This window comes from Niveispirillum sp. (assembly GCF_017996735.1).
Classification (GTDB): domain Bacteria; phylum Pseudomonadota; class Alphaproteobacteria; order Azospirillales; family Azospirillaceae; genus Niveispirillum.
In genome coordinates, this window is sequence record NZ_JAGOGJ010000001.1 from 96,305 (window position 1) to 120,924 (window position 24,620).

Below are 24,620 nucleotides of genomic sequence, written 5' to 3' on the forward strand. Positions count from 1 at the left end.
TCGCTGGGGACCAGCTCTACGCCCCGTAAGTGCCTGGGGTGGCAGACGCCCCCAGAGGCTCTCAGTAGCAAGCTGGCAGCGATCAAGCGAACCGACTACAATGAATTGCAACCAAGTCGCACTTCAGGGTGATTCTGCCGGATATGTCGGCCTTCTTCCACTGCCTGGCGTATAGGGTGGAGATCATCGGGGCTGAGTTTTCCATGCCGGTCATGCCATCTCGCCTAGTACCTTGCCGCGGTTGACGAGGTTGAACGGATCAAGGGAAGCCTTGACCCGGTGCATCACGGCCAGTTCGGCCGGGCTGCGTGACAGCGCGAGCCATGCGCGTTTGTCGATGCCGATGCCATGCTCGGCCGAAACCGCCCCGCCCAATGCAGGCAGCGGGCGATAGACCATCTCTTCGGCCGCATGTTTCGACTGTTCGTTCCAGGGACGGGGGGAGACGACGATATGGAGATTGTTGTCGCCGATATGACCATAGACGATCATTTGCGCATCAGCGCCGCAAGTCGTGTGCAGCATGGCCTTCAGCCCCTCGACATAGGCCTGCATCTTCATGATCGGCAGGCTGACATCGAAGGTGACGCCGGGCGTCATCAGATGGATCTGTCCTTCGACATCCTCGCGGATCGCCCAGATCGCATCGCGCTGCGCCTTGGATGATGCGATCACGGCATCGGCGAGAATACCCTGTTCCAGCGCTTCACCGAGCGTTTCGGTGAACAATGCGTCGTCCCGTTGCGGATCGGTGCCGGCAGCTTCGATGACGACATACAGCATGTGGCCGGTCGGGATCGGCGGCTGATGCCGGCCGCTCTGGATACCGATCAGGTTGTAATAGCTATCCCACATCACCTCGAAAGAGCGTAGCAGGCTGCCGAGGCGGGCACCGGCCAGCGTGAAGAATTGGGTGAGCTGGTCGAAACTGTCGATGGCGACGATCGCGGTCGCCTCGCTGGCCGGTGCCGGGTGCAGCCGAAGCACGGCACGGGTCACCAGGCCCAGCGTGCCCTCGCTGCCGATGAACAATTGCTTGAGATCATAGGCCGTGTTGTTCTTGAGCAGTGTATTCATCGAGGTGACGACTGTCCCGTCGGCGAGCACCGCTTCCAGGCCAAGGACATTGTCGCGTGTCATTCCATATCGGATGACGGCGTTGCCGCCCGCATTGGTGGCGATATTCCCGCCGATGGTGCAGGAGCCGCGGGCACCGAGGTCAACCCCATAGATCAGCCCGTGTTCGGCCGCCGCTTCGTGTACCGTTTGCAGCGGCACGCCCGACTGGACGGTGATCGTGCGGCCGACCGGATCGATCGCTTCGATCGCGCGCATGCGTTCGAAGGAGATCTGGATATCTTCCGGCTGCGAGAACTGGCCCCGGACAAGGCCCGTAAGGCCTCCGGCCGGGACCACGGTCTGCCTTGCCGCATGGCAGAGCTTCATCACGGCCGACAATTCCTGTGTTGAACAGGGACGCACGATGGCTTTGGCCTGGACCCTATTGCGGCCGAGCCAGTCCGCCGGGCGCCCGGCAACATCACCCCCGGTGATCAGACCGGCATCACCGACGATGGCGCGAATTTGGGCGAGCAGGTCCATTATCATCTCCTGGCACGATGTGGTTAGGCATCAGGGGCGCACCGGGGAAGCCGGGCCGGGACGCTTCGCGGATGGCGCAGAAGATAGCGGGATCGGTTTACCGCCCGGTCCAGGCTGGCTTGCGCTTTTCCTGGAAGGCGGTGATGCCTTCACGTGCATCTTCGGTCATGGGCATCAAGGCGATCTGGCTCTCCGTGTAGGCAATGGCCTGATCGAACGACATGGCCGAGATCGCCCGCATCGCGTATTTCCCCCACCGGATCGCCGTGGGGGATTTGTCGGTGAGGCGGTCGATCAGCCACTGTGTCCTGGCATCCAGATCGGATTGGGGAACCACATGGTTGACCAGCCCGGCCTGACGCGCCTCCTGCGCCGAGAACGGCTCGCCTGTCAGGGCCCATTCGCGCATGATGCGCACAGGCACCAGATCCTGCAGCAGGCTCAGCACCTGCATCGGAAACACGCCGACCTTCACCTCGGGCAGGCCGAACAGCGCATGGTCGGCCGCAACCGCCATATCGGCCATGCACAATAGTCCCACACCGCCGGCCATGCAGGTGCCGTTCACTCTGGCCACGATCGGCAGGGTGGCATTCCGGGCCTCCCGCAGCAGATCGGCATAGTCGCCATTGGGGCGCGAGAGGTCGGGCGCGAAAGCCTTGCCGGGCTGCAGGTCGGCACCGGCGCAAAAGGCTTTGTCACCAGTGCCCGTGATGACGATGGCCCGGATCTCGGGATCGGCATGCGCCGCGCGAAGGCCTTCCCGCAGGCCGGAAATGACGACGGCATTCAGGGCGTTGCGCTTGTCAGGACGGTTGATGGTGATCCAGAAGGACCGGTCACGTTTTTCGTGGATAATTTCCGCCTCGGGCGATGACCGGTCGCTCATGCTGCGGCTCCTTGCGGCGCGTCCGGCGTGATCTCGACCATCACGCGCTGTGCCTGCACCTGATCGCCGATGGCGACCATGACCCCGGTAATCACGCCCTGTACGGGGGCGGTGTGGACATGTTCCATTTTCATCGCTTCCAGCGCGAGCAGGGGCTGGCCCGGCGACACCCTGTCGCCCACCGTGGCCATCACGGCCACGACACGTCCGTTCATCGACGCGCGTACCCGGCCATCGCCACCGCCTTCGTCGGTGCGCGAAGCCGCGGCCCGCGTCAGATCGTCCAGCACATAAGGCCGCCCATCCAGGCGCAGCCAGAGGCTGGGCCCGTCACGGTCATAGGCAACCGTGTCCATGACCCCGTTGAGGATGAAACGGCCCTCACCCTTGCCGATGGCAACCACGTCAAGCGCGTGTTCCGTTCCGTCCACCTTGACCGTGAACTGTTGGGGCCGAACCTGGGAAATGCTGGCCGTCAAACGCTTGCCATCAAGAGCGAAACGCAGGCCGAGCGGCATCGCGTGCGCCAGACTTCGGTCGCCGGCGGCATGGCGGCCGGCCGCTGTCGTCTCCTGCAGCAACCAGGCACCAACGATGGCGGCCCTGGTGGTGCTGGCTTCATCGGCGGGAATTAAGTCCGCCTCTTGCTGGGCGATGAAGGCCGTCGTCGCATCGCCCGCCGCAAACACCGGATGCGACAGGCATCGTGCCAGGAACTCCTGGTTCGTCCGCACACCCAACGCCACCATCTCCTCGATACCGCGGATCAGGCGGCGACGCGCCTCATCGCGGCTGGCGCCGTGGGCGATCAGCTTGGCAATCATCGAGTCATAGAAGGGTGGGATCGGGCTGCCGGAACGCAGGCCATGTTCCACACGCAATCCGGATGGCGCCTGCCACCGGCGCATCGTGCCGCTCTGTGGCATGAAACCGGCGCGCACATCCTCCGCACACAGGCGCACCTCGATGGCGTGCCCGGAAAAGCGGATGTCATCCTGGCTCATCGGCAGCGGCTCGCCTGCCGCCACCCGCAACTGCCACTCGACCAGATCCAGCCCGGTGACGGCTTCGGTGACGGGATGCTCCACCTGCAGCCGCGTGTTCATCTCCATGAAATAGTAGTTGCCATCGCGGTCCAGCAGGAACTCCAGCGTTCCGGCCCCCTCATAGGCGATGGCCTTGGCGGCGGTAACGGCAGCGGCCCCCATGCGCGCCCGCAATCCTGCATCTACGGCGGGGGAGGGTGCTTCTTCGACCACCTTCTGATGGCGCCTCTGCACCGAACAATCGCGTTCGCCCAGATGCACCGCATTGCCATGGCGGTCGGCGAAGATCTGGATCTCGACATGGCGCGGCTCGACGATGGCCCGCTCCAGGATGACGGTGGCATCGCCAAAGGCGTTCCTGGCCTCCGATTGGGCGCTGCGCAGCAGGTCGGCGAATTCGGCAGCGGAGGGCACCAGCCGCATGCCGCGCCCGCCACCGCCGGCCGTGGCCTTGATCATGACCGGATAACCGATACGCTCGGCCTCCTGCGACAGGCGCTGTTCGCTTTGGTCATCGCCCTGATATCCTTGAATGCAAGGCACGCCGGCCGCGATCATCAGCCGCTTGCCACCGGCCTTGTCACCCATGGCGCGGATTGCCTCGGGCGACGGACCGATGAACACCAGGCCCGCGTCGCGGCATGCGGCGGCAAACTCCTCATTCTCCGCCAGAAAGCCATAGCCGGGATGGATCGCGTCCGCTCCGCTGGCCCGCGCCGCCTCGATGATGGCGGGAATGCGCAGATAGGATTGCGAGGGCAGCGGCTCCCCGATGCAGACGGCCTGGTCGGCGGCGATGACGTGGGCGGCCTGAGCGTCGGCGGTGGAGTAGACCGCCACCGTCTTGTAGCCAAGGGCATGGGCGGTTCGGATCACGCGCAGGGCGATCTCGCCGCGATTGGCGATCAGGATCTTGGAAAAGGGCGTGGGAGAGGTCATGGCGTTGGCCCGATTAGTCAAAGGGTCGATCACGGACGGGCGACCGAGAATTGCATGGGCTGCGGGGTGCGGGCCTCGGCCTCCCGGCAGATTGCCAGCACGTTGGCCAGTACGGCGCGGGTGTCGCGGGGATCGATCACCCCGTCATCCAGCAGGTGGGCGCTGGTGGTGAACACGCTCATCTGGCTGTCGAACAGATCAACGATGCGGGCCGACATGGCGTCGAGCCGTGCCTCATCCACCTGCCCCTTGCGCCGCATGCCGGCCTCGCTGACGATGCGCATGGTCTGTGCGGCCTGTTCGCCACCCATCACGGCCGTCTTGGCATTGGGCCAACTGAAGCAAAAACGCGGGTGGAAGCCACGGCCGCACATGGCGTAATTGCCGGCTCCATAGGATGCGCCGCAATAGATGGTGATCTGCGGTACCGTGGCGCTGGTCACCGCCTGGATCATCTTGGACCCGTGCTTGATGATGCCGGCCTCTTCATAGGCACGACCGACCATGAAACCGGTAGTGTTGTTCAGATAAAGGATTGGTGTCCGCGACTGGCAGCAGGCCTGAATGAAATGTGTCGCCTTGGACGCCCCGGCCGGATCGATGGGACCATTATTGGTGATCACGCCAACGGGGAAGCCCTCGATCTTGAAATGGCCGCAGATGGTGGCGCTGCCATAATCCGGGCCGAACTCCAGGAAATCGCTGTCGTCGGCGATGCGCGCGATCACCTGCCGCATGTCCGCCGGTCGCTTGTGGTCCGCCGGCATGATGCCCAGCAGTTCCTCGGCATCGTAACGCGGCGGCTTGAATGTCCGTGGCGGTTCCGGCAGTAGTCCCCTGTTCCAGTCGATCTGATCGATGATGTTGCGTGCGATGCGCAGGCCGTCACGATCATCCTCTGCCAGATAGTCGCCCAGACCGGAGATGGTGGCGTGCATGACGGCACCCCCCAACTCCTCTTCGGTGGCGATCTCACCCGTCGCCGCCTTCAGCAGGGGCGGGCCCGCCAGGAAGGCGCGTGAGCGGCCGCGAACCAGGATGATATAGTCCGACAGGCCCGTCTGATAGGCGCCGCCGGCCGTCGACGATCCGTGGGTGACGGTCACCACCGGCAGGCCGGCGGCCGACAGCCGGGCCAGATTGCGGAACACATTGCCGGCATGAACGAATGCCTCGACGCGGTACTGCATCAGATTGGCGCCGGCACTCTCCACCAACTGCACATAGGGCAGCTTGTTCTCCAGCGCGATTTCCTGAATGCGCAACTGCTTGTCCAGGCCCATCGGCTGCAGCGCGCCGGCGTCGATGCCGGCATCGCTGGCGCAGACCATGCACCGGACGCCGCTGACGAAACCGATGCCGGCGATGACGCCGCCCCCGGGGACGCTGGTGCCGAGATCGGGAGTGTCCAGTCCCAGCCCGGCCAGCGTGGACAGTTCCAGGAACGGCGCACCGGGATCAAGCAGCAGCGAAAGACGCTCGCGCGGCAAGAGCTGCTGTCGCTTTTCAAAGCGCTCACGCGACGCGGAGGACTTTGCATAGGTCCGGGTTTCATAGACACGCACGCGCTCGATCAGGGCGAGCATGTGATCACGATTGGCTGTGTAAGCCATAGAGGATGTGGAGATGGTGGAGTCGATTTGGGGCATGGCTGCTTGTTCTGCTGCGGCTGCGGCGATGTGGTCAGCGTAGGTTCGTTTCGTCGACCGGGTCTTGCGCGAACTGGTCGACAGGACCGGATGGACGCTAGGCCGCCGGCGGCAGTAGGCGCCATTTGGGCAGGAGAAAGGCCGGGCGATAGCTCATCTTCGTCTGGCGGAAATTGGGCAGGCCGAGATCCTGCTCGAAATTGAGCCATTCGACCCTGTCACCCGCATCGGTGCCGCCGCTGGAGGCGAAATGGTGGAACATGTATTGGGCGATGCCCTTGAAGCGCACCAATCCCTTCGCGAACCGGATGGCCCAGACGCCTTCCTGCAGCCGCTCCGCCAGCAGGAGCCCGGCCGGCTGTCCATCAGCGCGATAGAGGAACCCGCGCAATAGCAGCTCCGGCGCGAAGGCCAGCGCTTCATGGCAGGCGGCTTCATCCGCCTCGCCCGGTGCCTTGCCCTTATCCTGCATCCAGCCGTCCAGCACCTGACGCGCGGTATCGTGCAGATGGGGACCATAGGGTTCGGCTTCAACGACATGCGCGGCCAGAAGCTGTGCCATCAGGTTGGCTTTCTTCTGGAGCATCCGCCCCTGGTAGGTCCGGAAGGCCTCTGCCGGATAGACATAGTCGGCATCGTCACGATTATCCGTCAGCACAAGGCCGCAATCGCGGACAGCGTCGGCCTCCCGTTCGCACAGCGGGAACAGGGCGCCGTATCGGGTGACCATGGCCCGCAGGACATCCATCGGCGCCTGACCGATGTCGAACAGGGGCAGGGCCAGTCCTTGCCCGTCATAGGTCACGCCGCTGATACAGGGCCAAGGGCCATCATGCCAGCGCCACTCATGCTCGCGGCGGAAGAGCCAGAGATTGCCGAAGGTCAGGTCGGCCGGCATGCGCTGAGCCAGCCCCTCTGTGCGCTGGGCCAGAAGCGGGACAATACGGGGTGCCAGCGCCAGGGTCAGGTCGATACCGTCGGAATGCGCCACGATGGAACTCAGCGCCGCGAGCTTCTCGCACCTGGCGACGGCCCGTCAGCGGCCTCGCCGGCGAAACACTGGGCCAGCCGTGTCCATTGATCGGCCGCGTCCCCGGCCCATTCCAGCCGTGTGTCGGCCCGATTGCGCCGCTGCGTCACCAGCAGGGCGAAATCGAGAGCAGGCCCGCGCACGAAATTCTCCGTTGAGGGCTCACCCCATGCCCAATCCTCCCCCGTTGGCGCCTGGAGCGCCACATAGGGGGCGGGCTGTGGCACGGCAAGCTTGCGGTTGACGAAGGTCCAGCCATAGGTCGTCACGCCCAGATGCGTGATGTGCCGCAGGCCGGGGCCAGGCTCCCGCTCGCGTCCCAGCATGTCCCAGATGTCCTGACCATGCGCCCAGGTTTCCATGAGCCGGGCCGTCGCGAAGGACCGGGCGCTCATCGGCGGGCCATACCAGGGAAGGCGCGCCTTGGCGTCCATCGCGGCGAGTGCTGCCACCAGCGCTTCGTAGCGTTGGCGCCATAGGGCCAGCAGGGCATCCCCCTCAAGATGGTTGAAGCGGCGCCGGGCGATGGCGCTGATCTCCGTTCCAGCTGCAAATTCGCGGGCCAGGGCCGCCCGGTCGGCCTCAAAGCCGGCGACGTCATTGACCGCCAGCAACGCGGTCTCGTCGAAGAACAGCAGATGCGCGACCTCGTCCCAGGGCGTCCAGCCATAGAAGTCCGTGCGCTGGCGCCATTGTTCGGACGACAGGGTGGCGCACAACTCGGCGAGCTGGCGATATTCAGCGAGGAGATCGGCGGTCAGATCATGCATGGGAAGGTCCTTCAGATGCCCAACTGCCGGGCTGTCAGGTCTTTCATAATTTCCTCGGAACCGCCGCCGATCATCATCACCTTGGCCTCGCGGTAGATGCGTTCGGAGCGGGTGCCGCGCATGAAACCCATGCCGCCCAGGATCTGCACCGCCTGATCGGCGCAATATTGCATGGCCTGGGTGGACAGGATTTTCGCCATGCAGGCCCGGGCGACCAGATGCTCAGGATTGCCGTGGCGATGTTCGATCTGCCAGCCCAGGTCGTAGACGAAGGTGCGGGCGGCCTCGACCTTCAGGGCCATGTCCACCAGCTTGTGACGGATGACCTGCCGCTGGGACAGGGGCTGGCCGAACGTGACACGATCGCGCGCCCAGGCCAGCGCCTCGTCGACGCAGACTTGCGCATAGGCACAGGAGGCGATCGACATGGACAGCCGCTCGCTGTTGAAATTGTTCATGAATACCTTGAAGCCCTCATGCTCGGTGCCCAGTAGGTTGGCGACCGGCACGCGGACATCGTCGAAATGCAGATGGGCGGTGTCGGAGCACCACCAGCCCATCTTTTTCAGCGGCGTGCGGCTCAGGCCCGGCGTGTCGGCATCAACTAGCAGCGCCGACACGCCGCCCGACCCCTTGGACCCCGTTGCGGTGCGCACCGCAACGGTGATGAAATCGGCGCGCATGCCCGAGGTGATGAAGGTCTTCTCGCCATTCAGCACATAATGGTCGCCATCGCGCACGGCCGAGCATTTCAGCGCGGCGACGTCTGAACCGCCCCCCGGCTCGGTCACGGCCAGGGCCGCAATCTTCTCGCCAGCCAGCACGGGCGGTACGACCCGCTGCTTCAGCGCGTCGCTGCCATAGGCTGCCACGGGCGGCAGCCCGATCGTGTGCGACAGGAGCGAGGCCGACAAGCCGCCGCAACCGGCACGCGCCACCTCTTCCGACGTGATCAGGTGATAGAAGATATCCGCCGGCGTGCCGCCCAGATCCTCATCATAGCCAATGCCCAGCGCGCCAATCTCGCCAAAGCGGCGGTAAAGGTCGCGTGGGAACGTCTCTGCCTCATCCCAGTCATTGACGAACGGCGCGATCTCCCGCGTCACGAAGTTGCGAAGGAGGGACCGGTACTGTTCGTGCTCCGCGCTGAAATAGTGCGGCAGGGGGGGTGTTTCGATCATGATGTCGTCGCTCATGCTTGGTGCCGCGCGTCGGACTGACATTGCGCAGGGCGGCTTGCGGCCAAATGGTGCGGCTGCGCAGGGGGATGGCCGTGCGGCAGTCGTCGATCATGAAACGCATCCTCGCCTCAAGGAGGCGGTGCGTCTTGTGTGGACTGGCTAAAGCGCCGGTGCGTGCGTGATGATGCGCAGCTTGCGGGAGCCGGCAATGATGTCCTTAGGCTTCAGACCATAGACTTGACGGATCGAGTGGCTGAAATGCGTGCTGTCCGGGTAGCCGATATCCAGAGCGACATGCAGCAGATTACTGCTGGAATGCACATGGTGCAGCAGGCTACGGGCTCGCTTCCAGGTGCGCACATTGCGGAAGGGGATGCCAACCTCCTCCTTGAACAAATGCAGGAAGCGCGAGAAGGACAGGTTGACCAGCGATGCGCACTCTGCGGCCGCGATGGCGCCCGTCGGATTGTTCCTGATACTGTCCAGCACTCTGGTGATGCGCCGATCCAGGGAGCGCGACGGCAGCGTATGCCCGAAAAATACCGGATCGAAATCGCAGGGGCGCAGACCCGGCGCACCGCCGGGGACGACCAGTCGCCGATGCACGTCGCGGACATGGGCGGCGAAATCCGGCGCAGCCACCGCACCGCAGGAACGGAGCAGGGAAGGGAGCCGGTCCATATCCACCGTTTCCGGCTCAATCGATACATTGAGGACGTGGCGCCCCTCGCAAGCTATTTCGTAGGGTACATGCGGTTGGATGATGGCGACTTCGGTTGATTGCCAATCTCCCCCGTCGACCCTCACGCGCAACGGGCCATCGATCGCAACATTCGCGATGATGGCCCCCTGTGTGTGCAGGCAGGGGGTGCCCAGCAGCCCTGCGTAGAAGACGCGATCCTGGGTGATCCACATGACGCGATCGGCGCTGGTAAAGCGCTGCGGGACGAACGAAGTCGCTGGGGTCATTGACATTTCTCCCGGAGTGGGAGGCGCTTTTCGTGCCTCCTTTATATTTGCGGCACCTGTGCGGGTCTGCCCTGGCGGGGGCGGTGACGCCGCCCCCGCCAAGCTGGCTCAGGCCGGATCGGACGGGATGACGGGCAGAAGCAGGAAGGGCTCGCTGCCCGCAACGAAGTGCAGCGTATTCTTCCCGCCGAAGATGTCGGGCGGCCGATCCCGCGGGTCGGCATGGCGGAACGGGCCGACACCGGTCATCGGGTAGGGCTGGTCGGAAAGGCCGGCGTCGCCCAGCCCATGGTCATAGTCGCAACCACGGATGTTGAGCGCCAGCGTATAGCCCGCCGGCACCACGATGCTGGTCGGCAGGATTTCGATATCCAGGATAACGGGCTCGCCCGGCACCAGCGGTTGCAACTCGTCGTGGCTGTGGTAGGGGCGGTAGGGCAGCGTCCTGGCCGGGTCCAGCTTGCGGTGCGAGGCACGCAACCAGCCCAGCCCGATGGGGACGCGCGGATCATTGGAGCCGATGAACAGCACCTCCTTGCCGTCCGGCGCGAACAGCCGCAAGGCCAGGAAGATGTCGGCATCGACCGTGTCGGAAGACACCATCAGCCTGGCTGCCACGGGGCCGGTGATCTCCATCTCCTGCGTCGACGGCGGCAGGATGAAGGTGATGCCATGGTCCGTGGTACTATAGGTGATGGCGGCTCCAGTGCCGGGCGTGGTGGTCAGGGTGCGCGTGCCGGGATCGAGATAGTACCGGGTCCATTGCGTGCGGGCGAGCGGCCATTCCTGTTCGTCACGGATGGTGAAATGCTCTCCCGGCCGGCGAATCTGCAACTGCACCGGCGGCTGCCGGTCCCAGCCGGTATCCTTGCCCTGCAGGAAATGGCCGAAGAACTTCTTCTGCAACGCCACACCCTCGGCGCGATAGAAGGGGCTGAAATGGCTATCGCCATGGACTTCCAGCCATTTCTGGGATGAGCCCGCCTCAAGATAGCCTTCGAAATTGCCGCGCGGGTGGACACCCATTCCGCCCCAGTTGGCGGCGGACAGCAGCGGCACCTCGATGCGGCTGAGGTCGGGCTTGTGGCTGGAGTAGAATTCGTCATCCAGCGGGTGGTTCAGCACCCCGTCGACCATCGGCACGGCGCGGTTCGCCGTCAGTTCCGCTTCCGACAGCGTTTCCGGCCCGCTCACCCACTCGCCATTGTTCGGGTTCTTTATGCCGCGATTGCCGTATCCGTGCTGGATCTTCAGAACCTGACGACCATACCAGCCAGCGCCGAATTGCGACAGGATGCCACCATGCCGTGCGGCATCGCGGTACCGGTCGACGAAGCCTTCCCAGACGCAGATGGCGGCCAGATGCGGCGGACGCTGGGCGGCGGCATACCACTGGTTCGTGGCGTAATAGGAAATGCCGTTCATCCCGACCTTGCCATTGCACCAGGGCTGTGCCGCCGCCCATTCGATGCATTCGCAGATGTCCGTCGTCTCCTGCGCCGAGGTCGGGTCCAGCACGCCTTTCGAGCGGCCGGCACCGCGGCTGTCGACGCGGATACAGACGAAGCCATCGGGTACCCATTTCTCCGGGTCGGCGACCTCCCAGTTCATATATTTGTTGGTCGAGCCCTCTGCGATGTCCGGATAGGCGCGCACCATGCGGTCATAGGCGCTCTTGTAGCCCACCTGCATGGGGACCCCCTTGCCATAAGCGCCATAAGAAATCAGGGCGGCATAGCGGCCCGGCGCTTCGGGAAGAAAGATGTCGGCCCGGAGGACGACACCGTCGCTCATCTTGATGGGCGCATCCCACAGAATACGCATGCCGTCCGCATGCACTGCCTCCGGCATGTCGTCGGACAGGGGGGCGTCGGGGTTGGCACGCAGCGGGGTTTCCTCGTTCATCTCGTTCGTTCCTTTGAATGTGCAAATTATTCGAAGTGCCGGGGGCCGTGATCCTCAGATCCAGCCGGCGGCGACCTCACGCATCAGCGCATGGAGCCGGCTTTGACCTTCGAAGCCGATGCCCGGCCGCTGTGGGGCCGGCATCGATCCATTGGAGACATCGCAATCATCGGCATAGCCGCCAAAGGCGCCGAAGAAGCCGGGATAGGCCTCGCAGCCGCCAAGCCCCAGGCCAGCCACCAGGGCCAGTGACATCTGGTTGCCGCCATGGGGGAAATGCCGGTCATGGCCCCAGCCGTCGGCTGCCAGGTCCCTGACCAGATTGGCATAGGTGGCGATGCCGTAAATCTGGGGCGGGTCCATCTGCAGATAGTCGCGGTCGGCACGCCAGCCGCCAAACCGCACCTGATTCCAGACATCATGCGGACTGAACAGGTTTTCACCGGTGGCAAGCGCTCCCGGATAGGCGGCGGCGATGGCGGCAGATGCCTGAAAATCGTTGGGATGGCAGGGCTCCTCGAACCAGCGCAGATTGAACGGGGCCAGGGCGCTTGCATAATCCAGCGCTTCGGCCGTGGAGAACCGCCCGTTCACATCGACGGACAGCCGTTGCGGATCACCGCCCAGCAGCTTCAGGGCCTCCTCGACGCGGCCGATATCCTCGGCCAGCGACAGGCCGCCGACCTTGATCTTCATATGCGTATAGCCGGCGTCCAGATGGCGCTGAAGCTCTTCGGCCACGTCGCCGGGCTTGCTGTCGGGCTTGTACCAGCCGCCGCCGACATAGCAGGGTACCCGCGCTTCCATCGGCCGCTGCCGCCAGGTTCGCGAGATCAGTTCCGCCAGCGGCAGGCGTCGGGCCTTGGCCACGGCATCCCACAAAGCCGTCTCGATCGTGCCTACCGGTACCGCCCGCGCGGCATCGCCGCCGGGTTTCTCGCCCACCAGCATGCAACGCAAGGCCTTGGCCGGATCGAGATAGCCGTCCGGGTCCAGCAAAGTGTCGGGCGGTGCCTGGGTCAGCCGGGGGATGAAGCGGGCCCGCATCGGCTCACCGCAGGCATAGCGGCCGATGGAGTTGAAGGCATATCCGATGACTGGTTCACCCTCGACCATCCTGTCTGTCAGGACGGCCACGATCGACACCGTCATCTCGGCAAACGAGAAGACCGAATTTCGAAGATCGCTGCGCATCGGCAGCGCCGCTTCACGTATGTCCAGGATGCGCATATCTAGCTATTTCCAAAGGGTTTTCATGGCGCGTCGATTTGTCATCGCTTCGAACGATGCTGCTCAGCGCATGGCGATTCGATTGGTCAGTGTACCAATGCCGCTGATCGAAACGGTCACGACATCGCCGTCCGCGAGATATTGCGGCGTGGCCATCGCATAGCCCACGCCCTCCGGTGTGCCGGAAGCGATGATATCGCCCGGCTCCAGCGTCATGCCCTTGGAAAGTTCGGCCAGGATGGTCGGGATGTCGAAGATCATCTGGGAAATCCTGGCCGACTGGCGCGTTTCGCCATTCACGGTCGTAACAATCTCCACCGCCTGGATATCCGCCACCTCATCCCTGGTCACGATCCACGGCCCCATCGGGCAGGACTGGTCCAGACCCTTTCCCTTGAACCATTGATCATGCTTGCGCTGCAGGTCGCGGGCGGTGACGTCGTTGATGACCGTATAGCCGAATATATGATCGAACGCGTCCTTGGGGGCGATGTTGCGGCCGCCCTTGCCGATCACGATGCCGAGTTCGCCTTCATAATCCATGCGATCGCTGACATTCCGGTCGAAGCGCAGTTCATCGCCGGCGGCGGCGAGCGTCGTGCGCGGCTTGCTGAAGATCTGCGGGGCCTGGGGAACGTCGATCGGCAGCCCGCGGGCGCGATAGCCTTCCTGCACATGGCCCAGATAATTACGCCCGATACAGAAGATGTTTTTGCCTGATGCCGCGACCGGCGCCAGTAACTTCAGTGTGCTCAAAGGCTTGGGCGCGGCGCTCGCCCGGGCAAGTGCGTCCGCGATATCGGCCAGTCCATCGGTGCTGCCGCGAATGATGTCGAGCAGGCTGGTCATGCCAGGCAGCTCCAGGGCGGCGATGTCGATCGCGCCATCAGCCACCACCACACCCGTCCGCACCTCGCCAGCCTCAAAAAAAGAGATGAATCGCATGTTGTCCCCATAGATAACGATAAAACTCACTAGACGCCAAAAATATCGATGTTATTAATTGATGCAATCAAAATCTGGAGATTATGGCATGATGGGATTGTATGCGGCCTTGGAGGTGGCGTTGCGGCGTGCCGGCAACGCCACCGTCATTGAGTGGGGCGGCCGCGCCTATCGTGGCGCCGAGGTCGTGCAGGGGGTTGAGCGGGCGGCAGCGGGGCTGGCGGCCCTGGGTGTGGGCCGGGGCGATCGTGTTCTGGTCCAGGTCGAGAAATCGCTGCAGGCCGTGTTTGTCTATCTGGCGACCTTGAGGTGCGGGGCCATATTCGTGCCGCTCAACACCGGTTATCGCGTCCGGGAATTTGCCTATTTCCTTGAAGATGCGCAGCCGGCCCTGGTGATCTGCGACCCTGCGGACGAAGCCGACTATGGGCCGATGGTCGGGGCGACGGGCGCGCGTCTTCTGACGCTTGATGCCCAAGGCGCCGGATCGTTCCTGGACCATGCTGCCAGCAGCGGGGCGGATGTCGATAGCGCCCCGGTAGGTGCCGATGATCTTGCCGCCATCATCTACACGTCGGGCACGACCGGGCGATCCAAGGGCGCGATGCTCACTCAGGGCAATCTGCTCAGCAATGCGCTGGCGCTGGGCAAGGTCTGGGAGATGGCGGCGGGGGACGTGCTGATCCACGCGCTGCCGCTGTTCCATATCCATGGGCTTTTCATTTCACTGAACACCGCCTTGCTGGCGGGGGCCAGGGTGCGGCTGTTGCCGCGCTTCGATGTGGGGCTGGTGCTGGACGCGCTGCCGGGGGCGACGGTCCTGATGGGGGTCCCGACCTATTATGTGCGCCTGCTGGGCGATGCCCGCTTTGACCGGGCGGCGGCGAAGGATCTGCGGCTGTGCATTTCCGGGTCGGCGCCGCTGCTGCTGGAAACGTTCGACGCCTTTGAGGAAAGAACGGGCCTGACCCTGCTGGAGCGGTATGGGATGTCGGAATGCGGCGTCATCGCCTCCAACCTGCCCGGGGCCGGGGTTCGTCGGGGTGCTGTTGGCCTGCCTCTGCCGGGTGTCGAGTTGCGGATTTCGGATGAGGATGGATCGGCGCTGCCGGTGAACGCGGTCGGTTCGGTGGAGGTGCGGGGATCGGGTGTGTTTCGCGGCTATTGGCAGATGCCGGAGAAGACGAAGGCCGAGTTTCGCGACGACGGATTTTTCATCACCGGCGATCTGGGAAAGATCGACGCGGACGGGTATTTGCATCTTGTCGGCCGTGCCAAGGACATGGTGATCAGCGGCGGGCTGAATGTCTATCCGAGCGAGGTCGAAGCGGTGATCAACGCGCTTGTCGAGGTTGAGGAGAGTGCCGTGATCGGTGTTCCGCATGCCGATTTCGGGGAAGCGGTGGTCGCGGTCGTCTGCCGGCGACCCGGCCAAGGTGCCGACGCCGATGCCATCATCCGCGCGCTCAAGCAGGAACTGGCCGGATTCAAGGTGCCCAAGGCAGTAGTGTTTGCGGATGAGCTTCCACGCAACACCCTGGGAAAAGTGGAAAAGGCGGCACTGCGCGCGACGCATAAAGGTCTGTTCACGATGGGAACGGCATGATGCATCTTCCTTCCATCCCCGCCCTGCTGAAACGGTCGCTGTCGCCGGCGCCGCCGTCGGCGATCGATCTCACGCGTCAATTGGCGAAGGCCAGCGGTGATGCCGCGGGGCCGCGTGTTGCCAATGCGCTTGCCGTGGAACTGGGCGGGCTGGAAGACAGCCGGTTTTCTGAGTATTTTGCAGCGGTTGCAAGGGAGTTGGCCGCGGAATGGCAGATCGTGATCCATCAGCTTAACCTCGCCGCGGGCGGGACGGCGCTGCTGGTCGATCTGCGGCGGCGATTGCTGGTGCTGGCCAAGTCGCAGCCGGAGTTGAAGCCGCTCGAACGGCAATTGCAGCAAACATTGACCTCCTGGTTCAATGGCGGCTTCCTGACACTCCGTCGCATCGATTGGGACAGCCCGGCAAGCCTGCTCGAACGGCTGATGCGATATGAAGCCGTGCATCCGATCACAAGCTGGGCGAACATGCGCCGCCGCCTTGCCGGCGACCGCCGCTGTTTTGGCTTTTTCCATCCGGCCATGCCCAATGATCCCTTGATCTTCGTGCAGGTCGCCCTGACCCGCGAGATCAGCCAGACGATCAAGCCGATCCTGGAAGCGCCGATTGGCGACGATCCGGCGCCGACCACGGCGATTTTCTATTCGATCAGCAACTGCCAAAGGGGCTTAAATGGCATCCCTTTCGGAAATCTGCTGATCAAGCGCGTGGTCACCGAGTTGCACCAGGAACTACCCAGCCTGACGACCTTCTCCACCCTGTCGCCCATACCGGGTTTCCGGCAGTGGATCGAGCGCAATGACGGCGGGACGACCGGACTGTCCGCCGCTGACACGGCGTTGCTCGCCACGCCGCATTGGTGGGATCACCCGGAAAGCTACCCGGCGCTGGAACTGCCGCTGACGCGGGCGGCTGCCCGGTATCTGACGCTTGCCCCGGAAGGGCGGGCCCCTGATCCGGTTGCCCATTTCCATCTGTCGAACGGCGCGCGGGTGGAGCGGATCAATTGGCGCGCGAACCTGTCGGATAACGGTGTGGCGGAGAGCTATGGCCTGATGGTCAATTACCGCTATCGCCTGGACCATATACAAAAGGCGCAGCTTGGCTATCGCGCTGGTAAGGTGCCGCGCGCCTGGGCGATCGATGCGCTGTTGCACACGCCTTTGCGGATGCCGTTTCTGAGATCTGATGCCAATACACGCAGGAGTGTCATTCATGGTTGAGGCTGTGGCCAACACGCGCGCGTCGGCCGCCTATGCCCGTATCCGGGAGGCCATTATCGTTGGGCGGCACCAGCCCGGTGCGCGCCTGCATATTCAGGATCTTTCCGACGAGCTGCAGGTCGGGCCCAGCCCGATCCGGGAAGCGCTGAACCGGCTGGTCAGCGAGGGGCTGGTTTCCCAGCATGATCAGCGCGGCTTTCGGGTGGCGTCGCTTGATCTCAAGGATCTTGATGATCTGTTCGATGCGCGCTGCTGGGCGAACGAGGCGGCGCTGCGGGCCTCGATCCAGCGTGGCGGCCGTGATTGGGAGGAAAATGTGGTGCTGACGCTGCACCGCCTGCGCCGGGCGCCGCGCCTGGTCGAGGTGGATAGCGGCCTGCGCGGCGCGCAGTGGGAGAGTGCCCATGATGAATTCCATAATGCGCTGATCGGCGCCTGCGGATCGACCTGGATGCAGAATTTCTGTCAACGGACGTCGGATGCGGCGGCCCGCTATCGCGCGATTTCGCGTGCCGCGCTTGGTGGCCAGCGCGGCGATGAGGACGAGCATGTGGCGATCGCCGAGGCGGCCATCGCGCGTGACGAGGACAAGGCCGTCAGCCTGCTGACCAACCATCTGCGGCGTACCCGCGATCTGGTTTTCAATAGCTGGCAACGCTGACCGTTACTTTCATATCGGAGAGGTACCGTATGCCTGCAGCCATCCAAGCTGCCACAGGTCCGGGCGGAAGCACGCCTGGTGACAAGGTCGATCTCGCCCTGTTGCTCGACATGTCGCCGATGCGGCGCGGGCATGTCACGACCACGGCATTGCTATTCTGCGTGTTGCTGATCGATGGCTACGATCTGGCTGTAACCGGACAGATGCTGCCCGCCATCGCGGCCTCTCTCGGCATTGCCACTGCCAGCCTCACCGGCGCCTATGCGGCACAGCCTATCGGCCAGGCTCTGGGCGGGCTGCTGCTGGCGCCGCTAATCGACAAGTTCGGACGCAAGCGTATGTTGCTCATGCTGCTGGCCCTGTTCGCGGTCGCTACCTTGCTGAGCGTGTTCGCCTCTTCTGTGACCAGCTTCGCGGCGACGCGCTTCATTGCCGGGGTTCTGGGCGGCGGCCTGCTTCCGGCGGTGGCGAGCCTTGTCGCCGATATCTCATCCATCAAACGCCGATCCAGCATGGTGGGCATCGTTTACGCCGGTATCGGCGTCGGGACGGTGGGGGCCAGTGCCCTGGTGGCGTTGTCCCTGAATCATATCGGCTGGCAGGGCATGTATGTCATCGGTGCTGTGGCACCGCTGCTGCTGATCACGCCGATATTGCTGCTGGTGCCGGAATCGCCGCTCCATCTGGCACGAGCGGCCGCCCCCTCCATCGATATCCTTGCAGCGCTGCGCAAGCTGGGCATCGTCCTGGGGCCGGATACAAGGTTCGAGCAACCGGCCCGTAAACGCGGCACGCGGATCTCGGTCATCGAGATTTTCGGGGATCGTCGCGCCGGTTTTACGCTTGTGCTCTGGTTTAGCTGCATTTGCGGCCAGATCAGCGTCAACGTGTTCGGCCTTTCCGCGACCTTCTTTCATGAATTCGAAGGCATCTCGCTGACCGACTATGCGGCCTATGCGTCCGTCGCCGGAGTGGCCGCCATCATTGCCGGATTTTCGACCGGTTTCGTAATGGATCGCTTCGGGCGCTATCGGGTGATCGGGGTCTATGCAACGATGAGTGGGCTGTCCCTGGCCGGGCTGGCCTTCTTCCCCTTCGGCAGCCCGCTTTTCGTGGTCATGATCATCTGCGCCGGCTTCTTCAATGTCGGCACCTATCAGTCGCTCAACATCCTGACGCCGATCGTTTATCCGGCCCCGATGCGCAGTGCCGCGGTCGGCTGGAAGGGAAGCGTCTCGCGCCTGGGCAGCAGTGCCGCACCCCTGATCGGTGCGGCCTTGATGACCCACCAACTGGGTCTGAAGGTTGCCCTGTGTACGGCCGCAGTGCCGGCGTTTCTGGTGGTGTTGCTGGCGCCCGTGCTGGCAATGCTGGAACGGCGCATGCGCGCCGACGGCGCCAAGCCGTCGCCCTGACCCAGTTCCCGGACGCTTCACGGGATCGCCCGCGCACGCACAGGCAGCCTGGCGGGCGGGACAGGGGGCGCATTGCCTTCGCCCAGAACCACGGGTGATCGAGATCAGCCAGTAATCGCAAGTCGCCCTGATAAGGAAGGCGTAGAATTCGCCGAGGACAGACAGATCATCCCGGCAATTCACTCCATAAAAAGGACCGGGCCAAGTGACCTCATGCCGCCTGAGCTGCCAGGCTGGTTGCCACGTGATCGATAGAGGAGGGCCAAGCGTATGTCCGACGATAAGAAGCGCATGCTGCGGTCGCAGGCCTGGTTCGAGGGAAGGGGCGCAAAGAATTTCGCGCATCGTAGCTGGGTCCGCAGCCGTGGCGTGCCGACCGATCATTTCGACGGACGGCCCGTGATCGGTATCTGCAATACCTGGTCGGAACTGACCCCCTGCAATTCGCATTTCCGGGACCTGGCGCAGCATGTGCGGGAAGGCATCCTGGAAGCCGGGGGCGTGCCGATGGAGTTTCCGGTCATCTCGCCCGGCGAGATGCTGACCCGGCCCACGGCGATGCTGCTGCGCAACCTGTGCAGCATGGATGTCGAAGAGACATTGCGCGCCAACCCGCTGGATGGCGTGGTGCTGATGATGGGCTGCGACAAGACCACGCCGGCGCTGCTGATGGGAGCGGCCAGCGTCAACCTGCCAACCATCGGCCTGTCGGCCGGTCCCATGTTCAATGGCAGCTTCCGGGGCAGGTCGTTCGGGATCAAGGATGCCTGGAACCTGGCGGCGGATCTGCGGGCGGGCCGGGCAACGAATGCGGATTTCGAGGAGGCGGAAACCTGCCTCACCCGCTCGGTCGGTGTGTGCAATGTCATGGGCACCGCGTCCACCATGGCGTCCATGGTGGAAGCCATGGGCGTCGGGCTGCCCGACAACGCTGCCATTCCAGCCCAGGATGCAAGGCGCCGGGTGCTGGCCCGCATGGTTGGCCGCCGTATCGTGGAGATGGTGCGCGAGGATCTGACGCTGGACAAGCTGCTGACGCGCAAGGCGTTCGAGAATGCCATCAAGGTCAATGCGGCCATCGGCGGTTCGACCAATGCCGTCATCCACCTGACGGCGGTGGCGCGACGCATGGGCGTGGAACTGACCATCGAGGATTGGCACCAGATCGGGCGCGAGGTGCCCACACTGCTCAATCTCCAGCCCTCTGGCCGCTACATGATGCAGGATTTCCATGAGGCTGGCGGTCTGCCGGTGATCATCCGCGACATGTGCGAGGCAGGCCTGCTGCATGGCGACGCGCTGACCGCTGCCGGCATCACGCTGGCCGAGGCCAATGAAGGTGCGGTGTGCCTCAACCCGGACGTGATCCACAGCGTGGCGCAGCCTTTCATGGCCAATTCGGGCGTCGCCATCCTGCGCGGCAATCTGTGCCCGGACGGTGCCGTCATCAAGCCATCGGCGGCCGCCCCGCGCCTGCTGAAACACAAGGGGCGGGCGGTGGTGTTTGAGAACCAGCAGGACCTGCATCGGCGTGTCGATGACCCCGCATTGGACATCGATGCCGATTCAATCATGGTACTGAGGAATTGCGGCCCCAAGGGGTTTCCAGGCATGCCGGAACTGGGCATGCTGCCGATCCCGGCCAAGCTGTTGAAGCAGGGGGTGACGGACATGGTCCGCATCTCCGACGCAAGGATGAGCGGCACGGCCTTTGGGGCCGTGGTGCTGCATATCTCGCCCGAGGCCGCGGTGGGCGGCGCGCTGGCCGTGGTCCGCGATGGCGACCTGATCGAACTCGACGTCGCCGAGCGGCGGCTCGACCTGCTGATCGCCGAACAGGAGCTGCAGCAGCGGCTGGCCGCATGGACACCGCCGCCCGCGCCAGCCAGCCGGGGCTACGCCAAATTATATGTCGATACCGTCAATCAGGCCCATGACGGCTGCGACCTGGAATTCCTTGTGGGCACGAGCGGCCATGACGTGCCGCCAGCCCAACACTGACACCCGATTGGGAGACAGACTTTGAATACCGCACTGGTCCGCGATGTCGCGACGCTGGATGACCGTTATCGCGTCAATGACGGCTGGGTCTACATGACCGGCATACAGGCCCTGGTGCGTCTGCCTTTGCAGCAGCGGGCGCGCGACGCGGCGGCCGGATGGAACACGGGCGGCTACATTTCGGGATATCGCGGCTCCCCCTTGGGTCGCTACGACATGGAACTGTGGGCGGCGCAGAAGGAGCTGAAGGACGCAAACGTGGTGTTCCGCGCCGGCCTGAACGAGGATCTGGCGGCCACGGCCATCTGGGGCTCGCAATATGTCGGCACATTTCCGGGTGCGCAGGTGGATGGCGTTTTCGGCATCTGGTACGGCAAGGGGCCGGGCGTGGACCGTTCGGGTGACGTGCTGCGCCATGCCAACCATGCCGGTACCTCGCCCAAGGGCGGCGTGCTGTGTCTGGCCGGTGATGATCATGGCGCCAAAAGCTCCTCGGTCGCGAATTTCTCCGATCCGATCTTCATGGCGGTGGGCATGCCGGTGCTCTATCCGTCCACCACGCAAGAACTGCTGGAATACGGTCTGCATGGCATTGCCATGAGCCGCTTCTCCGGCTGCTGGGTCGGCATGAAGGTCGTGACCGATGTCGTCGAAGGCGGCGGGTCGGTCTATGTCGGGGCCGATGCGCCTTCCATCATTCTGCCTGAGGTGCCAAGCCAGCCCAAGGACATGTTTGGCACAGGCTATCACATCCGTGGCTTCGACCTGCCGCTGCCCCAGGAAGACCGGCTGTATAACCACAAGCATGGTGCCGTGATGGCCTATGCGCGGGCCAACCGGATCAACCAGATCGTGGCGGCACCGGAGGGTGCCGGTGTTGGGATCATCGCGGCGGGCAAGGCCTGGCAGGACGTGCTGCAGGCACTGGGGCGCGACCGGGAGGCGGTCGGCGGAGGGCAGGCACGCTTTACCGACTTGAAGCTGTTGAAGATCGGCATGGTCTGGCCGCTGGACCCCGAGATCATCCGGGAATTCGCCAAGGGCCTGCACACCATCGTCGTGGTGGAGGAGAAGCGGCCGGTCCTGGAGGATCAGGTGCGCACCATCCTCTATGGTCAGGCGAACGCACCGCGTCTGGTAGGCAAGCTGTTCGCGGGCGGCCTGTTCGAAGCGGGGCCGGCCGACATCGCCTTTCCCAATGCAAACGAGATATCGCCCACGCGGGTCGCCACTGTGCTGGCGCGGGTGCTGGGTCGCGATATGCTGGCACCTGCACAGGCAGCCTCCACGCTGGCAAAGGCGCCCATCCCGTCACGCCAACCGGGCTTCTGCTCCGGCTGTCCGCATAACCGCTCGACCAAGGTGCCCGATGGCAGCCGGGCGCTGGCCGGGATCGGATGCCATGGCATGGCCATGCTGACCAACCCGAAGCAGACCACCACCATATCGCATATGGGGGCCGAAGGGGTGATGTGGCTGGGTCAGCAGCCTTTCACCGCCGAACGCCACGTCTTCGCCAATATCGGCGATGGCACGCTGGCGCATTCGGGCTATCTGGCCATCCGCCAGGCGGTGGCGGCGAAAGTGCCGATCACCTACAAGGTTCTCTATAACGGCTTTGTCTCCATGACCGGGGGACAGCAGGTTGAGGGCAATCTCAGCCCGCCGCAAATCCTGGCCGGTTTCGCCGCCGAAGGCATCGCCAAGATGGCGGTGGTCACGGATGAGCCGGAACGCTATGCAGGCGTAACCCTGCCGACGGGGGTCACCGTGCACCATCGCACGGCCCTGGATGCCGTGCAGCGCGAGTTCCGCGAATATCCCGACGTCTCGGTGATCCTCTATGATCAGGCCTGCGCGACGGAGCGGCGACGCCTGCGCAAGCGGGGCAAGCTGCCCGATCCTGATCGGCGCCTGTTCATCAATGCGGCCGTCTGCGAAGGCTGTGGGGATTGCGGTGTGGCGTCGAACTGCATGTCGGTCGAACCGCTGGAAACCGAACTGGGCCGAAAGCGGCGCATCAACCAGGGTTCCTGCAACAAGGACTTTTCCTGTGTGGAGGGCTTCTGCCCCAGCTTCGTAACGGTTGAGGGCGGCAGACCACGGCGGGGGAGCACGGCCGGCACCGTTGCGGCGTCAAAGCCCGAATATTCCAAACCTTTGCCCGAACCCGTCATCCTGCCGCTGCGGCAAACCCACAGCGTGCTGATCTGTGGCATCGGCGGTACGGGGGTGGTGACCATCGGCCAGACCCTGGCCATGGCGGCCCATATCGAGGGTCTGTATAGCTCCAACCTGGACGTGACCGGGCTCTCGCAGAAATATGGCGCCGTGACGTCGCATGTGCGCTTCGCACCCCAAGCCCAGATGCTGCACGCAACGCGCATCGCTGAGGGGGAGGCCGATGCCTTGATCGGCTGCGACCTGATCGTGGCGGCCTCCGACGATGCGCTTTCACGCCTGCCGCCCGGTCATGGACGCGCGGTGGTGAGCACGGACCTTGTGCCCACCAATGATTTCGCCCGCAACCCAGACTGGCAGATCGACCCCAAGGCGCTGATCGTGCGGATCGAGACGGCGGTCGGTAATGTCGGTCTGGTGCTGGTCGATGCCCAGCGGCTGGCGGCGGCCCTGGTCGGCGACCCGATCGGGGTGAACATGTTCCTGCTGGGTCTGGCCTGGCAGCGCGGGCTGATCCCGTTGAGCGCGGCGGCGATCGAGCGGGCCATAGAGTTGAACGGCGCCGCCGTGCCCATGAACAAGCAGGCCTTCTTGTGGGGGCGCCGCGCCGCCCACGACCTGCCGGCGGTTGAGCGTTACATTCAGGCCCAGCAGCCCGGTCAGGTCGTGACGCCGCTGCCGCCGCAAAGCCGGAGCCTCGACCAGATCATCGCGCATCGCGTCGAGCATCTGCGTGCGCATAGCGGCGAGGCGCATGTGGCCAAATACCTGGCCCTGGTGGAAAAGGTGCGCAAGCTGGAAGCCGGCGTCACGGATGCTGACGCGCTGGCCCGGGCGGTGGCGCATAATTATCATCGCCTGCTGGCGACCAAGGATGAGTGGGAGGTTGCGCGTCTCTACACGCATCCTGACTTCCGTTCCGCGTTGGAGAAGGAGTTCGAGGGGCCGATCCGGCTCCGCTTCCACCTGGGGGCCTGGCCCTTCGCAAAGCGTGATCCCCATACCGGCAAGCCGATCAAGGGCGAGGCGGGGCCCTGGGTCCTGCAGGCCATGAAAATCATGGCGTGTCTGCGGGGCCTGCGGGGAAGCTGGCTGGATCCATTCCGCAACAATGCGGAGCGCGTGCTCGACCGCCAGATTCTGACGCAGTACGAGGCCGACATGGATGCGGCGGTGACCGACCTCAACCCGTCGACGCTGGGGATCGTCACCCAGATCGCGTCGCTGCCGCAATCGATCCGGGGTTATGGACATGTCCGGCAGGCGCAGGCCGACATTGCGGCGGCGAAGCGTGAAAAGCTGCTGGGCCAGTTGGATGAGGCGCGCCGGCAACGAACCGCAGCGTGAGCTTGCCTGCGGGCCTCCCTTCGGTTTCGGG

Annotated in this window: 17 protein-coding genes; 6 read left to right on the plus strand and 11 right to left on the minus strand. The window is 64.2% G+C overall.

Annotation, left to right across the window (positions count from 1 at the left end; genetic code table 11):
- Positions 1-210: 210 nt before the first annotated feature.
- The 11 genes from KBA48_RS00420 to KBA48_RS00470 form a co-directional block, all read right to left on the minus strand.
- Positions 211-1,602, minus strand: coding sequence for an FAD-binding oxidoreductase (locus KBA48_RS00420; protein WP_292902626.1), 1,392 nt, complete (start codon positions 1,600-1,602; stop codon positions 211-213).
- Positions 1,603-1,699: 97 nt separating this feature from the next.
- Positions 1,700-2,491: an enoyl-CoA hydratase/isomerase family protein gene (locus tag KBA48_RS00425; protein ID WP_292902628.1), complete on the minus strand. Its 792-nt coding sequence runs from the start codon at positions 2,489-2,491 to the stop codon at positions 1,700-1,702.
- Positions 2,488-4,476 carry an acetyl-CoA carboxylase biotin carboxylase subunit gene (locus KBA48_RS00430; RefSeq protein ID WP_292902630.1) on the minus strand — a complete coding sequence of 663 codons (1,989 nt, stop codon included), beginning with the start codon at positions 4,474-4,476 and terminating at the stop codon, positions 2,488-2,490. Before KBA48_RS00430 ends, KBA48_RS00425 begins: the two co-directional genes overlap by 4 nt.
- A gap of 29 nt (positions 4,477-4,505) precedes the next feature.
- Complete coding sequence (locus tag KBA48_RS00435) at positions 4,506-6,125, minus strand: acyl-CoA carboxylase subunit beta (RefSeq protein WP_292902632.1); 1,620 nt, start codon at positions 6,123-6,125, stop codon at positions 4,506-4,508.
- 97 nt (positions 6,126-6,222) lie between these two features.
- Positions 6,223-7,116 carry a phosphatidylglycerol lysyltransferase domain-containing protein gene (locus KBA48_RS00440; RefSeq protein ID WP_292902634.1) on the minus strand — a complete coding sequence of 298 codons (894 nt, stop codon included), beginning with the start codon at positions 7,114-7,116 and terminating at the stop codon, positions 6,223-6,225.
- An 8-nt stretch (positions 7,117-7,124) separates the two neighbouring features.
- Entirely contained in the window at positions 7,125-7,925 is an 801-nt protein-coding gene (locus KBA48_RS00445; protein ID WP_292902635.1) for a TIGR03084 family metal-binding protein, read from the minus strand.
- An 11-nt stretch (positions 7,926-7,936) separates the two neighbouring features.
- A complete protein-coding gene (locus KBA48_RS00450) occupies positions 7,937-9,121 on the minus strand; it encodes an acyl-CoA dehydrogenase family protein (protein ID WP_292902637.1) in 1,185 nt (394 codons plus the stop codon).
- 144 nt (positions 9,122-9,265) lie between these two features.
- Positions 9,266-10,075, minus strand: coding sequence for an AraC family transcriptional regulator (locus KBA48_RS00455; RefSeq protein WP_292902639.1), 810 nt, complete (start codon positions 10,073-10,075; stop codon positions 9,266-9,268).
- Positions 10,076-10,183: 108 nt separating this feature from the next.
- A complete protein-coding gene (locus tag KBA48_RS00460) occupies positions 10,184-11,980 on the minus strand; it encodes a CocE/NonD family hydrolase (RefSeq protein ID WP_292902641.1) in 1,797 nt (598 codons plus the stop codon).
- A 54-nt stretch (positions 11,981-12,034) separates the two neighbouring features.
- Positions 12,035-13,210, minus strand: coding sequence for an enolase C-terminal domain-like protein (locus tag KBA48_RS00465; RefSeq protein WP_292902643.1), 1,176 nt, complete (start codon positions 13,208-13,210; stop codon positions 12,035-12,037).
- Between the two features lie 63 nt (positions 13,211-13,273).
- Positions 13,274-14,185 (minus strand): fumarylacetoacetate hydrolase family protein, encoded by a 912-nt coding sequence (locus tag KBA48_RS00470; RefSeq protein ID WP_292902645.1) that lies wholly within the window; start codon positions 14,183-14,185, stop codon positions 13,274-13,276.
- Between the two features lie 58 nt (positions 14,186-14,243).
- Between KBA48_RS00470 and KBA48_RS00475 the strand changes: the two genes are divergently transcribed.
- The 6 genes from KBA48_RS00475 (at position 14,244) to KBA48_RS00500 (ending at position 24,589) form a co-directional block, all read left to right on the plus strand.
- Complete coding sequence (locus tag KBA48_RS00475) at positions 14,244-15,761, plus strand: AMP-binding protein (protein ID WP_292902647.1); 1,518 nt, start codon at positions 14,244-14,246, stop codon at positions 15,759-15,761.
- Entirely contained in the window at positions 15,758-16,984 is a 1,227-nt protein-coding gene (locus KBA48_RS00480) for a malonyl-CoA decarboxylase family protein (protein WP_292902649.1), read from the plus strand. The genes KBA48_RS00475 and KBA48_RS00480 overlap by 4 nt, the downstream gene beginning before the upstream one ends.
- Positions 16,977-17,645, plus strand: a complete 669-nt coding sequence (locus tag KBA48_RS00485; protein WP_292902651.1) for a GntR family transcriptional regulator — start codon at positions 16,977-16,979, stop codon at positions 17,643-17,645. The genes KBA48_RS00480 and KBA48_RS00485 overlap by 8 nt, the downstream gene beginning before the upstream one ends.
- A gap of 29 nt (positions 17,646-17,674) precedes the next feature.
- Positions 17,675-19,060 carry an MFS transporter gene (locus KBA48_RS00490; protein WP_292902653.1) on the plus strand — a complete coding sequence of 462 codons (1,386 nt, stop codon included), beginning with the start codon at positions 17,675-17,677 and terminating at the stop codon, positions 19,058-19,060.
- 270 nt (positions 19,061-19,330) lie between these two features.
- Entirely contained in the window at positions 19,331-21,061 is a 1,731-nt protein-coding gene (locus KBA48_RS00495) for an IlvD/Edd family dehydratase (protein WP_292902655.1), read from the plus strand.
- A 21-nt stretch (positions 21,062-21,082) separates the two neighbouring features.
- Positions 21,083-24,589 (plus strand): indolepyruvate ferredoxin oxidoreductase family protein, encoded by a 3,507-nt coding sequence (locus KBA48_RS00500; RefSeq protein ID WP_292902657.1) that lies wholly within the window; start codon positions 21,083-21,085, stop codon positions 24,587-24,589.
- Positions 24,590-24,620 lie beyond the last annotated feature (31 nt).